12 protein-coding genes and 1 tRNA gene are annotated in these 13,393 nt (G+C 71.5%); 8 read left to right on the top strand and 5 right to left on the bottom strand.

Annotation, left to right across the window (positions count from 1 at the left end):
* The first annotated feature begins 37 nt into the window (after positions 1-37).
* From OCEPR_RS04785 to OCEPR_RS04775, 3 genes are all read left to right on the top strand, one after another.
* Positions 38-658: a superoxide dismutase gene (locus OCEPR_RS04785; protein WP_013457578.1), complete on the top strand. Its 621-nt coding sequence runs from the start codon at positions 38-40 to the stop codon at positions 656-658.
* 130 nt (positions 659-788) lie between these two features.
* A tRNA-Lys gene (locus OCEPR_RS04780) sits at positions 789-864 on the top strand.
* Positions 865-913: 49 nt separating this feature from the next.
* Positions 914-2,005 carry an ATP-binding protein gene (locus tag OCEPR_RS04775; RefSeq protein ID WP_013457577.1) on the top strand — a complete coding sequence of 364 codons (1,092 nt, stop codon included), beginning with the start codon at positions 914-916 and terminating at the stop codon, positions 2,003-2,005.
* Between the two features lie 4 nt (positions 2,006-2,009).
* Here the strand turns inward: OCEPR_RS04775 and OCEPR_RS04770 are convergent, their stop codons facing one another.
* Entirely contained in the window at positions 2,010-3,674 is a 1,665-nt protein-coding gene (locus OCEPR_RS04770; RefSeq protein WP_013457576.1) for a CTP synthase, read from the bottom strand.
* 113 nt (positions 3,675-3,787) lie between these two features.
* Here OCEPR_RS04770 and glgP point away from each other — a divergent pair, with 113 nt between their 5' ends.
* The 4 genes from glgP to OCEPR_RS04750 all read left to right on the top strand — a co-directional run bounded on the left by glgP (position 3,788) and on the right by OCEPR_RS04750 (position 8,985).
* Positions 3,788-6,295 (top strand): alpha-glucan family phosphorylase, encoded by a 2,508-nt coding sequence (gene glgP / locus OCEPR_RS04765; RefSeq protein ID WP_013457575.1) that lies wholly within the window; start codon positions 3,788-3,790, stop codon positions 6,293-6,295.
* 104 nt (positions 6,296-6,399) lie between these two features.
* On the top strand, positions 6,400-7,698 hold the full coding sequence (gene miaB, locus OCEPR_RS04760; protein ID WP_049773578.1) for a tRNA (N6-isopentenyl adenosine(37)-C2)-methylthiotransferase MiaB: 1,299 nt from the start codon (positions 6,400-6,402) through the stop codon (positions 7,696-7,698).
* Positions 7,695-8,111 carry a hypothetical protein gene (locus OCEPR_RS12260; RefSeq protein WP_013457573.1) on the top strand — a complete coding sequence of 139 codons (417 nt, stop codon included), beginning with the start codon at positions 7,695-7,697 and terminating at the stop codon, positions 8,109-8,111. The genes miaB and OCEPR_RS12260 overlap by 4 nt, the downstream gene beginning before the upstream one ends.
* A gap of 7 nt (positions 8,112-8,118) precedes the next feature.
* Positions 8,119-8,985 carry an FAD-dependent oxidoreductase gene (locus OCEPR_RS04750; protein WP_013457572.1) on the top strand — a complete coding sequence of 289 codons (867 nt, stop codon included), beginning with the start codon at positions 8,119-8,121 and terminating at the stop codon, positions 8,983-8,985.
* On the opposite strand, the gene OCEPR_RS04745 is transcribed toward OCEPR_RS04750, so the two are convergent.
* The 4 genes from OCEPR_RS04745 to pdo are packed head-to-tail and all read right to left on the bottom strand — an operon-like array spanning position 8,982 to position 12,277.
* Positions 8,982-10,574 (bottom strand): gamma-glutamyltransferase family protein, encoded by a 1,593-nt coding sequence (locus OCEPR_RS04745; RefSeq protein WP_013457571.1) that lies wholly within the window; start codon positions 10,572-10,574, stop codon positions 8,982-8,984. The two genes, OCEPR_RS04750 and OCEPR_RS04745, sit on opposite strands and share 4 nt — an antisense overlap.
* Positions 10,575-10,632: 58 nt before the next feature.
* Positions 10,633-11,148, bottom strand: coding sequence for a TlpA family protein disulfide reductase (locus tag OCEPR_RS04740; protein WP_013457570.1), 516 nt, complete (start codon positions 11,146-11,148; stop codon positions 10,633-10,635).
* A gap of 9 nt (positions 11,149-11,157) precedes the next feature.
* Positions 11,158-11,535, bottom strand: a complete 378-nt coding sequence (locus tag OCEPR_RS04735; RefSeq protein WP_013457569.1) for a rhodanese-like domain-containing protein — start codon at positions 11,533-11,535, stop codon at positions 11,158-11,160.
* A gap of 52 nt (positions 11,536-11,587) precedes the next feature.
* Entirely contained in the window at positions 11,588-12,277 is a 690-nt protein-coding gene (pdo, locus tag OCEPR_RS04730; protein ID WP_013457568.1) for a protein disulfide oxidoreductase, read from the bottom strand.
* Positions 12,278-12,425: 148 nt separating this feature from the next.
* Here pdo and OCEPR_RS04725 point away from each other — a divergent pair, with 148 nt between their 5' ends.
* On the top strand, positions 12,426-13,385 hold the full coding sequence (locus OCEPR_RS04725) for a nitrilase-related carbon-nitrogen hydrolase (protein ID WP_013457567.1): 960 nt from the start codon (positions 12,426-12,428) through the stop codon (positions 13,383-13,385).
* The last annotated feature ends 8 nt before the right edge of the window (positions 13,386-13,393 follow it).

The following is a 13,393-nucleotide window of genomic DNA, read 5'->3' as shown; positions in this document are numbered from 1 at the left end:
GATGCGCCCCCCGCGGGCGGGAAAGAAGGAGGTTGGAATGCCTTACCCGTTTGAACTGCCCGATCTTGGTTACGCCTACGACGCCCTGGAGCCGCACATCGACGCGCGCACGATGGAGATCCACCACACCAAGCACCACGGCGGCTACGTGAACAACCTGAACAAGGCCCTGGAAGGCCACGCCTTCCTGCACGGGGCGGGCCTGGAGGAGCTGCTCACCCACCTTTCCGCGCTGCCCGCCGAGATCCAGACCGCGGTGCGCAACAACGGCGGCGGCCACCTCAACCACAGCCTCTTCTGGGAGGTCATCGCCCCCGGAGGCGCCCACGCCCCCAGCGGCGAGCTGGCCTGGGCGATCGAAGACGCCTTCGGCTCCTTCGACGCCTTCAAGGACGTCTTCGCGAAGGCCGCGGCCACCCGCTTCGGCTCGGGGTGGGCCTGGCTGGCGCTCGACCCCTGGGGCCGGCTGCACGTCCTCTCGACCCCCAACCAGGACAACCCGGTGATGCAGGGCCTCACCCCCATCCTCGGCCTCGACGTCTGGGAGCACGCCTACTACCTCAAGTACCAGAACCGCCGCCCCGACTACATCGCGGCCTTCTGGAACGTGGTGAACTTCGACGTGGTGGGCGAGAAGTTCGCCGCCGCCCGCCGCTAGCCCGCCGGCAGGGTCCCGGGGCCCCCGCGGGGGCCCCGTTGCTTTGACCGCCCGCGCGGTTCCGCGCGCCTGGACGCGCCTTCTCGTCTTGACGCCTTCGGCGTTTCGGGCTAGAGTGGTGCTTGGCCTTGGGCCGTTAGCTCAATTGGTAGAGCCACCGACTCTTAATCGGTTGGTTGTAGGTTCGAGTCCTACACGGCCCACCAGCCACCGCCCCGCGAAGGGGCGGTTCTTTCTTGGCGCTAGAATGGGGCCATGACGCCCGAGCCGCCGCGGCTGATCCCGCTGCCCGAAGGGTTGCTGGGGCCCGACCCGGTCCGCGCCCTGCTCGCCGAGCCCCTGCCCCACGGCGACCCCTGGGGCTGGCTGCTCGCACGGGCGCTCTTCGGGGCCGAGGCGCTGGCGCGGCGGTTTTTGGACGGCACCCCCGCAGGACTGCTGCGCCTCGTCGACGAGGACCTGGAACGCCTGCGCGCCCTGCGCTCCTGGCTGCAGGCGAGCCACGCGCTTTCGGACCTGGGCTGCCGGGAAGCGCTGGCCGCCGAGTGGGCGGCGCTCGAGGTGCTCGACCAAGGCGGCGCGGAGAACCTGGTGGAACTCTTTCGCACCCACGGCCACGCGCCGTTCGCGCTCTACAGCGCCTTCGTATGGACCGGGGCGCTCGAGCCCGTTCCCCACCCGGACCCTGCCGACGAGGGGGTGCTCGTCGGTTACGAGCCCCAGCTCGCGCGCCTGCGCGCCAACGTCGAACGCTTCCTGAGCGGCAAGCCCGCGCTCCCGGTGCTCCTCTACGGCGCGCGCGGCACCGGCAAGTCCACCGCGGTCAAGGCGCTGCGCACCCGCTACGCCGAGCGGGGGCTGCGGCTGGTGGAGGTGCTGCCCGAAGGGCTGGAGCGCCTGCCCTCTCTGCTCGAGCGGGTGCGCGGCCTGCCCCAGCGCTTCGTGCTCTACATCGACGACCTGGCCTACGACGCCGCCGACCCCGGCTGGCGCAAGCTGAAGCTGCTCCTCGACGGCGCGGTCTGGGCCGCCCCGGACAACGTCCTCTTCGTCGCCACCTCGAACCGCAAGAACCTGATCCGCGAACGCTGGAGCGACCGGCCCGACCCCGACGCCGAGCCCGCCGCCTGGGACGGGGTCCAGGAAAAGCTGGCCCTCGCCGACCGTTTCGGCTTGCAGCTCACCTTTCCCCCCTTCGACCAGAAGCTCTACCTGCGGGCGGTGGCCCGGCACCTGGGGCGCGAGGAACTGGACGAGGCCACCCGCGCGGAGGCGCTGCGCTTCGCCATGGAAGGCCGCGGGTTCTCGGGGCGCACGGCGCGGCAGTTCGCCGACCTGACCGCCTGAGCCTTCAGGCCTCGCGGGCGTCCGCCGCCTCGCCGGCGGCCAGCACCCGGTGCGCCCGCTTGTGGTCCAAAGCGGCGGCGACGAAGGCGGCGAAGGGCGGGCTGGGGCGCATGGGGCGGCTCTTGAACTCGGGGTGCGACTGCAGGGCCAGGAAGAAGGGGTGGCCTTCCAGCTCGATGGCCTCGACCAGGCCGGTGCCGCGCCCCTGCATCCCCGGGGTCACGCCGCTGACCACCAGCCCCGCCTGGGTGAGCAGCTCGACGTAGGCGGGGTTGACCTCGTAGCGGTGGCGGTGGCGTTCGTGCACGGTGCGCGCCCCGCCGTAGACGCGCTCGAGCAGCGTACCGGGGCGGATCTGCATCGGCCAGTCGCCCAGGCGCATCGTCCCGCCCATGCCCTCGACCTCGAGCTGCTCGGGCATCAGGTCGATGACCGGATGGGGGGTGTAGGGATCGAACTCGGTGGAGTTGGCCGCCTCGAGGCCGGCGACGTGGCGGGCGAACTCGATGGTCGCGACCTGCAGCCCCAGGCAGATCCCCAGGTAGGGGATCTTCTGCTCGCGCGCGTACTGGACCGCACGGATCTTGCCCTCGATGCCGCGGATGCCGAAGCCACCGGGCACCAGGATGGCGTCCACCCCCTGGAAGGCCTCGCTCAGGTCGCCCTCGATCAGGCCCTCGGCGTCGATCCACTTGACCTCGACGCGCACGCGGTTCTTGATGCCCCCGTGCTTGAGCGCCTCGAGCAGCGACAGGTAGGCGTCGGGCATCTTCACGTACTTGCCCGCCACCCCCACGGTGACGACGTCCTCGGGTTCGCGCAGCACCCGCACGGCGTCGGTCCAGATGCCCAGGTTCGGGAAGACGGGCTCGAGGCCCAGCTTCTTCTCCACCAACTTGCCCAGCCCCTGCTCCTCCAGCACCAGGGGCACCTCGTAGATGTCCTTCACGTCGTAGCTGGAAAACACCGCCTCGGGCCGCACGTTGGTGAAGAGGGCGACCTTGCGGCGCACCTCCTCGGGCGGCTCCTTCTCGGAGCGCAGCACGATGGCGTCGGGCTGGATCCCCACCCCCCGCAGCGTGGCCACCGAGTGCTGGGTGGGCTTGGTCTTGAACTCCTCCGAGGTGCGCAGGTAGGGCACCAGGGTGAGGTGGATGTAGAGGGTGTTCTCGGCCGGCTCGTCGAACTGGAACTGGCGGATCGCCTCGAGGAAGGGCAGGCTCTCGATGTCGCCCACGGTGCCGCCGATCTCGACGATGGCGATCTCCGCCTCCTGCTCGGCGGCCACCTCGCGGATGCGGCGCTTGATCTCGTCGGTGACGTGGGGGATGACCTGGACCGTCTGGGACAGGTACTCGCCCTTGCGCTCGCGCTCGATCACGGCCTTGTAGACCTGACCGGTGGTGATGTTGTTCTTGCGGGAAAGGTCGAGGTCTAAAAAGCGCTCGTAGTGGCCGATGTCCAGGTCGGTCTCGGCCCCGTCGGCGGTCACGAAGACCTCGCCGTGCTCGTACGGACGCATCGTGCCCGCGTCGAGGTTGATGTAGGGGTCGACCTTGATCGCGGTCACGCGGTAGCCGCGCCCCCGAAGGATGGCCCCCAGCGACGAGGTCACGATGCCTTTGCCCAAGGAACTCACGACCCCGCCGGTTACGAAAATGTACTTCATCTTCACACCCTCCGGGATTTCAGCCTACCACAGGCCGGGGGCTGTACCCGTTCGGCTGGTAGCGTTTCCATACGCTCCGCGGCGTGCTACAATCTTCCCCAGCAGGAGGGCCCATGAACGTTCTTGGACGCATCACCGAACTTCCCGAGCTGCCCGAGCCGCTGGCCCCCCTCAAGGAGATGGCCTACAACGTCTGGCTCTGGTGGAGCTGGACCCCGGCGGCTCAGGAGCTCTACCGGCGGATCAACCCGGTGCTCTGGGAGGCCTGCCGCCACAACCCCGTCAAGCTCCTGCTCGAGGCCCGGCCCGAACGCCTCGCCGACCTGGCCGCCGACCCGGAGTACACCGCCAGCGTCGAGGCGGTCTACCAGAGCTTCAAGGCCCACCTGGCCTCGCGGCCGAAGCCCACCACCGGGACGGTCGCCTACTTCTCGGCCGAGTTCGGCTTCCACGAGTCGCTGCCCATCTACGCCGGCGGCCTCGGCATCCTCGCCGGCGACCACGTCAAGGCCGCCTCCAACCTCGGGGTCAACCTGGTGGGGGTGGGCCTCTTCTACCACCGCGGCTACTTCCACCAGCACCTCTCCCCCGAGGGCGTGCAGACCGAGTACCACGAGACCCTCCACCCCGAGGAGCTGCCGCTGCTGCCGGTGCGCGACGCCGAAGGGGAACCCGTCAAGGTGGCCGTCGAGATCGAGGGGCGGAAGGTCTGGATCACCGCCTACCAGGTGCAGGTGGCCACGGTCCCCGTCTACCTGATGAGCACCGACCTGCCCGAGAACGACCCCGCCGACCGCGAGATCACGGCGGAGCTCTACAACGCCGAGCCGGGGATGCGTCTGCGCCAGGAGATCGTCCTCGGCGTCGGAGGGGTGCGCCTGCTCCGCGCCCTCGGCGTCGAGCCCGAGGTCTGGCACATGAACGAGGGGCACTCCGCCTTCATCGGACTCGAGCGCATCCGCGAGCTCGTCGCCCAGGGCCTCGACTTCGACACCGCCCTCGAGTCCGTGGCCGCGAGCGCCCTCTTCACCACCCACACGCCGGTACCGGCGGGGCACGACGTCTTCGGCTTCGAACAGGTCGCCCACTACCTTCAGGGCTGGTGGGAACGCCTGGGCATCCCCCGCGAACGCTTCCTGAACCTCGCCCGCGAGGAGCGCGAGGACGGCGCGGTCTACTCCATGTCGGTCCTCGCCCTGCGCACCAGCCGCTTCGCGGGCGGCGTCTCCCGGCTGCACGGCGAGGTCTCGCGCAAGATGTTCCACGACCTCTGGCCGGGGCTGGAGCCCGAAGAGGTGCCCATCGGCCACGTGACCAACGGGGTGCACACCTGGACCTGGCTGGCCCCGGTGCTGCGCGACCTCTACGAGCGCTACTTCCCCGAGGGTTGGATGCACGCCCTCAGCCGGCCCGAGCACTGGGCGACCGACGCCCTCCCGGCGGGCGAGCTCTGGGCGGCGCGGCGGGCGCTGCGGGAGCAGCTGATCCGCGACGTGCGCGAGCGCCTCGGCGAACAGCGGCTGCGCGCCGGCGAACCGCCGGCGCGGCTGCGGGCGGCCGAGCGCGCCCTCGACCCCGGCACCCTCACCGTCGTCTTCGCGCGCCGTTTCGCCACCTACAAACGCGCCGACCTGCTCTTCCACGACCCCGAACGCCTGAAGGCGATCGTAAACGGCCCCTACCCCATCCAGATCGTCTTCGCGGGCAAGGCGCATCCGCGTGACGAGCCCGGCAAGGCGATGATCCAGAAGATCGTACGCCTGGTGCGGGAGCTCGAGCTGGAAGACCGGATCCTGGTGCTCGAGGACTACGACATCGCCCTCGCCCGCACCCTCGTCTTCGGCGCCGACCTCTGGCTCAACACCCCGCGCCGGCCGATGGAGGCCTCGGGCACCTCGGGGATGAAGTCGGCGCTCAACGGCGGGGTGAACTTCAGCGTCCTCGACGGCTGGTGGGCCGAGGCCTACGACGGTCAGAACGGCTGGGCCATCGGCACCGAACGCGCCTACGACTCGCTGGCGGCGCAGGACGCCGCCGACGCGGCCAGCCTCTACGACACCCTGGAGCACGAGATCCTGCCGCTCTTCTACGCGCGCGACGCCGAAGGCATCCCCACCGGCTGGCTGGGCCGGGTGCGCCGCAGCATCCGCACCGCCGGCGCCGCGTTCTCCGCCGAGCGGATGGTCAACGAGTACCTGAACACCTACTACAAGCCCGCCGAGGCCCACGGCCGGGTCCTCAGCGCCGACGGGCACGCGCGGGCGCGCGAGCTCGCCGCCTGGAAGAAACGCATGGCCGAGCGCTGGCGCCAGGTCCGCCTCGAGGCGCGCGCGCCCGGCGACCTGCGCCTCAACGGCAAGCCGCTCGAGGTGTCCGCGAGCGTGGACCCTGCCGGGGTCGACCCGCGCCACCTGCGGCTCGAGCTGCTGCTGCGCCGCGGCGCGACCGGTCCGCTGCAGCGCGTGGCCTTCCCCGAACCCGAGACGCACGACGGCCGGCTCCACTACCGCATCCGCTACCGCCCCGACCTTCCGGGCAGCTACGTCTACGGCGTGCGCCTCTCGGCCCAGCACCCCGACTTCGCCCAGCCCTTCGAGGTGGCCTTCGTCCGCTGGGCCTGAGCCCGTGCTAACCTGAAGCCGGCAAGGGACCCGGGATCCCCCCGGCCCTCCCTGGAGGAACCGTGAACGATCTTCGCGTCAAACTCATCACCTACGGCTGCCAGATGAACGAGTACGACACCCATCTGGTGGCCAGCGAGCTGGCCTCGATCGGCGCCGCTTTCGTCGACACCGTCGAGGAGGCCAACTTCGTCCTGGTCAACACCTGCGCGGTGCGCGGCAAGCCGGTGGAGAAGGTGAAGAGCCTGCTCGGGCAGCTGCGCAAGGAAAAGGAGCGGCGCAAGGAGCCCTTTCTCATCGGAATGATGGGCTGCCTGGCCAGCCTCGAGGAGGGGCAGGCGATCGCACGCAAGTTCGGCGTCGACGTGCTCCTGGGCGCGGGCGCCATCCACAAGATCGCCGAGGCGCTGGCCCAGACGGGGGCCTTCTGGGACGTGGGCTTCTACCGCGAAATCGACGAGGTCGTCCCGCCCCCGCCCCGGGGGACGCTCAGCGCCTTCGTGACGCTGATCCGCGGCTGCGACCACCGCTGCACCTACTGCGTGGTCCCGCGCACCCGCGGCCCTGAGGTGAGCCGGCACCCCGACCTGATCCTGCGCGAGGTCGAACAGCTGCTGGAGGCGGGCATCGTCGAGGTCACGCTGCTCGGGCAGAACGTCAACTCGTACGGCAAGGACGACCCCGCCTACCCCGACTTCGCCGACCTGATCCGGCGGGTGGCGGCGCTGGGGGTGCGGCGGCTGCGCTTCGTGACCAGCCACCCCATGAACTTCTCCGACCGCATCGTCGAGGCCATCGCCGAAACCCCGGCGGTGGGCCAGTACGTGCACCTTCCGGTGCAAGCGGGCTCGGACCGGGTGCTCCGGCGGATGGCGCGCGAATACCGGCGCGATTACTACCTGGAGCGGGTGGCGCGGCTGCGCGAGGCGCTGCCCGATCTGGTGCTCTCCACCGACATCATCGTCGGCTTCCCGGGCGAGACCGAGGAGGACTTCCAGCAGACGCTCGACCTTTACGACGAGGTCGGTTTCGACGCCGCCTACATGTTCATCTATTCGGCGCGCCCCGGCACGCCCAGCTACGAGCGTTTCGAGGACCTGCCGCGCGAGGTCAAGGTGGAGCGGCTGCAGCGGCTGATCGAGAAGCAGAAGGAGTGGAGCCTGCGGCGCAACCAGGCCTGGGTGGGGCGCGAGGTCGAGGTGCTGGTGCGCGGCCCGGCCAAGGAGGCCCACTGGGTCGAGGGCCACGACCAGAGCAACCACCCCGTGCTGCTCCCCGCCTCGGAGGCGCCGGTCGCTGGGCTCTACCGGGCGACGGTCGAACAGGCCACGCCGCACCTGCTCTTCGGAAAGGTAGCGGAGCGCCTGCTCGCCGCGCCCGAACCGCTGGAGGCGGCCTCATGAGCCCGCTGCTGCTGTGGCTGCTGGTCGCGTCGGGGCTGCCGGTCAGCTACGCCCTGAGCGCGCCGCGCCGCCTCCTCGACCCCATCCAGATCGTCCTCGTCGTCACCGCCTACGTCTTCGGCCTTTCGGTGGCCTGGTTCGCTTCGGGCTCCGGCGCGGTCGCGTGGGCCGCCGGGGTGCTGCTGGGGGCGCTCGTCGGCCGCTGGAACCGGCGGCTGGTGATCGGCGGCATCGGGCTGGCGGCCGCGGAGCAGCTGGCCCTCAAACTCGCCTGGCGTCACGGGGGCGCGGTCGAGCCCGCGGACCTGATCGCCGCCGGCGTGGACCCCGACACCGCCCGCGCCACCCTCGAGAACCTGGCCGCCCGCGGGCTTTGCCAGCGGGACGGCGAACGCTACCGCTTCGAACGGTAGGCGGCCCGTGGAAGCCCTGGTCGTCGGTGCCGGCATCGTGGGGCTGAACGTCGCCCTGGCGCTGCGGGAAGTCGGCTGGGGCGTAACCCTCGTCGACCCCGGGAACCGCCGCGGCCTCGCCGTGGCCATGGTGAACCCGGTACGCGGACGCCGCGGCAGCGTCGTCCCCGAAGCCGGGGCCGCCCTGCCCCTCGCCGCCGCGGTCTACGGCCGCTTCCTGCCGCTGCACCGGGGGGTGTGGCGGCCGGTGGAACCCGAATTGGAACCCAAGTGGCGGCGGAAGCTCGAAGGGAGCGCCGTCGCCCACGTCTGGCGCGAGGGCGGGGTCTGGTTGCCGGAGGCCTTCTGGGTCGAGGCGCGCGCGCTCAGGTCGCGCATGGCCGCGGGACTGCCCCGGATCCGCGGCCGCGCCGTGGCCTGGGGGCCGTCGTGGGTCCGGCTCGCCGGCGGACGCGTCCTGCGCGCGGACCGGGTCGTCTGGGCGGCGGGCGCCGAGGGGGCGGCGCTGGCGGGCGCGGGTGGCCGCTTCAGCGCCGGCAGCCAGCTGCTCGTAGCCGAACGCTTTCCGGTGGCCCGCGCCCGCGGCGTCTACGCCGCCGGCCCCGCGATCGGCGGTTCCTACCTGCCGCACACCGGGCGCTACGCCCCCCACGTGACGCGGCACGGCGAAGTCGCCTGGATGCTCGCGCGGGCGCGCGAGCTGCTCGGCTTCACCCCCAGGCCCACCGGGGTCTGGGCGGGGGTGCGCTGGCGAACGGACGGGACGTACCTCTTCGAGCGAAACGGGGGCTGGGCGATCGGCGGCTTCGGTTCCACCGCCTACCTACTCGCGCCGCTCTACGCCCGGCGGCTGGCCGACCGTCTGGGCGGCTAGAGCACCTGGGCCTGGCCGTCGGCGCGCGGCTCGCTGGCGGCCCACCAGACGCCGCCCTCGCGCAACAGGATCTGCCCTTTGCCGAACGGGCCCCCCTCGGCGAAGACGCGCACCGCGTGGCCCCGGTCGGCCAACCCCTGGGCCACGTGCTGGGGGACGGCTTGCTCGAGCCAGACCTCGCCCCCATCGGCCACCTGCCAGCGCGGCGCGTCGAGGGCGCTCTGGGGGTTCAGGTCGAAGAGGGCCAGGTTGAGGGCCAGCTGCAGGTGCCCCTGGGGCTGCATGAACCCGCCCATCAGCCCGAAGGGCCCCCAGGGCCGGCCTTCCTTGGCGAAGAAGCCCGGGATGATCGTGTGGTAGGGGCGCTTGCCCGGGGCGACGCGGTTCGGGTGGTCGGGGTCGGTTGCGAACCCCGCCCCGCGGTTCTGCAGGGCCGCGCCGGTTCCGGGCACGGCCACGGCCGCGCCGAAGCCCATGTAGTTCGACTGGATGAAGCTGACCGACTGCCCCCCGGCCGCCGCCGCCAGGTAAACCGTGCCCCCTCGGGGAAGCCCGCTCGGCGGCGGCGCCATGGCCTCGCGCCCCACGAGGCGCGCGCGCTCGCGCGCGTAGGCCTCGTCGAGCAGGGCCAGGGCCGGCAGGCGCATCCGGGCCGGGTCGGTCACGTGGGCGCGCACGTCGGCGAAGGCCAGCTTCATGGCCTCGATCTGCAGGTGGTAGGCCTCCACCGACTCGCGGGGGTGCCCCTCGAGGGGCAGGTGGCGCAGAATCTCGAGGGCGAGCAGCGCGGCCACCCCCTGACCGTTGGGGGGCAGCTCGAGGACTTCGAGTTCGCCCCAGCGGGCCCGGAGCGGCGCCACCCACTCGGGCGCATAGCTCGCCAGGTCCTCCGTGCGCAGGTAACCCCCGGTCGCGCGGGCGAAGCGCTCGAGCGCCGCTGCGAAGCCGCCCCTGTAGAACCAGCCGGGGCCCTCCTCGGCGATGCGGCGCAGGCTCGCGGCCAGGTCGGGATTGCGCCAGACCTCGCCGGGTTCGGGGGCGCGGCCTCCTGCAAAGAAGGTCTCGAGGAAGTAGGCGTGGACCTCGCCCTCGAGGTCGCGGTAGGCGCGGGCGGCGCGCCGCCAGGCGCGGGCCGTCTCCGGCGAGACCGGGAATCCTTCCTCGGCGTAGCGGATCGCAGGAGCCAGCACCTGGTCCCAAGGCAGCCGGCCCCAGCGCTCGTGCAGGGCCGCCCAGGCCGCCACCGCGCCGGGCACGGTTACGGACGGCCACCCCCAGCGCGGCATCGCCGCATCCCCCAGCCAACGCTCCGCCGGCAGCGCCCGGGGGCTGGGGCCGGAGGCGTTCAACCCGAAGACCTCGCCCCCATCGGCGACGATCGCGAAGGCGTCCGAGCCCAGGCCGTTGGAGGTGGGCTCGACCACCACGAGCGCCGCGGCCATGGCCACGGCGGCGTCGACCGCGCCGCCGCCGCGATCGAGCATCCGCAGCCCTGCCGAGGCGGCAAGCGGCTGGCTGGTGGCCACCGCGCCGCGGGCGCCGAAGAGCACGTGCTTTCGGGAGGGGTAGGGGTAGCGGGTCGGATCCATGACCCCATCCTAAAGCGAAGGGCCGCCGCCCGCGGGCGGCGGCCCCGTGGTTCCCCGTTCAGGGCGCGATCTGCGCCAGCGAGGCCTCGAGGATGCGGGGGCTGATCTCACCCACGTGCTTGGCGACGAGCCGGCCCCCTGCGTCGAAGAAGTAGGTGGTCGGCAGGCCGGTGGTGGCGAGCTCGCGCTGGAGGACGTTCTGGGGATCGAGGAGGACCCACTCCATGACCAAACCGGAGTCGTCCAGGAACGAGCGCACCAGCGGGGCCGAGCGGCCCTGGTCCTGGCTGGCGAAGACGAAGGCGACGTCCGAGCGCTCCGCGGCGGTGCGGGCCAGAAGGGGCATCTCCCGGCGGCAGGGCGGGCACCAGGTCGCCCAGAGGTTGAGCACCAGGGGGCGGCCGACGAACTGCCGGAGCTGCACCTCGCGCCCGCCCAGGCTGCTGAGGCGGACGTCGGGAACGTCGACCCCGGCCGGGCTCCTCCCGGGGCGGCTCGGAGCGAGCAGGTACCAGCCGAGCAGCGCGGCGGCGAGGACCACGGCGATCAGGGCGGTGAGGTTGACCTTCTTCATCGCCCCTCCTTAGCGAACGACCGGGTAGTTGCGCTGGATCCAGGCGAGGATGCCGCCCTGTTCGTTGTAAATGTTGCGGAACCCCTTCTTCTTGAGGAACTCCGCGGCCTGCTGGCTGCGGTTGCCGCTGCGGCAGTAGAGGTACACCGGCTTGTCCTTGGGAAGTTCCTTGTACCAGCTCTCGATGGTCTGCAGCGGCCGGTTGACCGCTCCGGCGATGTGCCCCTCGGCGTACTCGGCGGGGGTGCGGACGTCGACGATGAGCACGTCGGGCCGCCCCAGCTGGGCGTAGAGGTCGTCGGCGGTGACGTTCGTGTACGAGCCTTTGGGGGCGCAGGCCGCCAGAACGAGCAGCAGGATGCCCCACAACACGGTCCACTTGCGCATACCACGTCCTCCTAACCGAAGCGGAGGGGGCCGGGCCCCCTCCGCGAATCTGCTACGCCGTCGCCGCGACGGCCTTCTTGACGGCTTCCAGGAAGGCGGAGACCGGCTGGGCGCCCAGCACCCGCTGCACCCCGCCGTTGATGATGGCGTCGGGCACGCCGCTGATGTTGTACTTCTGCGAGAGCCCGGGGAACTCCTGGGCCTCGACCATCTCGCCCATGATCTTGGGCGAGGCGTAGGCGAAGCGGTGGGCGGTGCGCACCGCCTGCGGGCAGTAGGGGCAGGTGGGGGTGACGAAGACCTGCATGGTGACCTCCGAGGGGAGGTCGTTCAGCTCCTTGACCACGTCCTCGGGCAGGCCGTGGCCGTCGCGGCCGATCATCTCGATGTCCTCGAGCAGGCTGGCGAACTCGTAGCCGGCGGGGATGCCGCGGTAACGCACGTTGACGGCGTCCGACCCCTGCTCGCGCAGGATGATGGTGGGGGCGTCCTCGACCCGCATCTCCTCGGCCTTGGCCTTGCCCTCCGGGGTCGAGAGGTCGTGGACCACCAGGTGCACCTTGTCCGAAAGCGGTGCGATCTCCTCGAGTAACTGTTGCGTCTCCTTGCAGTACATGCAGGGCTCCTTGCCCGGCGCGACGATCGTGGAGGTGTCGGTGAAAAGGACCAGTTCCACGTCGCGGGTCAGGTTGCCCAGGCGGTCGCGGACGATCTGCTGTTCTTGTTCTCCCAGTAACGGCATGCTTCCTCCTCGGTCTGTGTCAGGGATATACCCCGGTAGGGGTATCAACACACGTATCAGAGTTTAGCATAAAAAGACGGGTTTTGTGTGGCCTGGGCTACCCCATACCCGATCGGCGCAGGCGGGCGGGGGTGGGGTACCCTGGGGTATGGACGTCCACTTGGTCGCGGTGCAGGCGCGCGTCGAGCCCGAGGCCTACCGCAGCGCCGCGGCGTTTCGCGAGCGCACCCTCGAACTCGCCCACCGCGCGGTGGCGGGGCTGCCGCCCCGCGAACCCCGGGTCGTGGCCTTCCCCGAAGCCTACGCCCTGCCGCTCGTCTTCTGGCTCGACACCCCCGACGCGGTCGCCGCGGCGCCCACGGCCCTCGCCGCCGGCCTGCGCCTGCTGGGCAGGGGTCTGCTCGACGACCCGCGGGCGCTGCTGCGCCGCCCCGCGCCCGACCTGCTCTACCACGAACGCATGCCGGCGGTCTGGCCCGTCTACCGTGAGGCCTTCCGCGAAGCCGCGCGGGCGACGGAGAGTTACCTCGTCGCCGGCTCCCTGTTCGGACCGCTGGTGGACCACGAGCCCGCCCGGGGCCTCCTCCGCCAGGGGCCGGCCTCGTACAACTGGCTGGCGCTCTTCTCCCCCGAGGGCAGCGTCCTCGCGCGGATTCCCAAACTCCGGCTCACCCCCGACGAACGCAAGGCCTTCCTGAGTCGCGGGGAGTTCGGCCCCCACGTCGTCCACACCCGCCTGGGCCGGCTGGGGGTGCTCGTCTGCCTCGACGCCTTTCACGAGGCGCTGGTCGAGCGCGTGGACGCCGCAGGCGCCTGGCTGCTGGTGCAGCCCTCGGCGAACGCCGCGGCCTGGAACGGCCCCTGGACCGCCGACCCCGGCCGGATCGAGGGCGAGGTCTGGCTGCAGGAGGGGCTCGCGAAACAGCTGCGCGGGCGCGAGAACCTACGCTACGGCCTCAACCCGATGCTTAACGGCGAGTTCTACGACCTGCGCTTCGAAGGGCGCAGCAGCGTCGCCGCCGCCGGCCGCCACCTGGCGCTGGCCGACGCGCCCACCGGCGACGCGGCGGTCCGCGCCACGGTGGAACGGCCCGTGCCGGAGGGGTAACCTGTGAG

It is taken from the genome of Oceanithermus profundus DSM 14977 (assembly GCF_000183745.1).
GTDB lineage: Bacteria > Deinococcota > Deinococci > Deinococcales > Marinithermaceae > Oceanithermus > Oceanithermus profundus.
The sequence above is the reverse complement of the archived record's forward strand: the minus strand, read 5'-3'. Positions and strand labels throughout refer to the sequence as shown.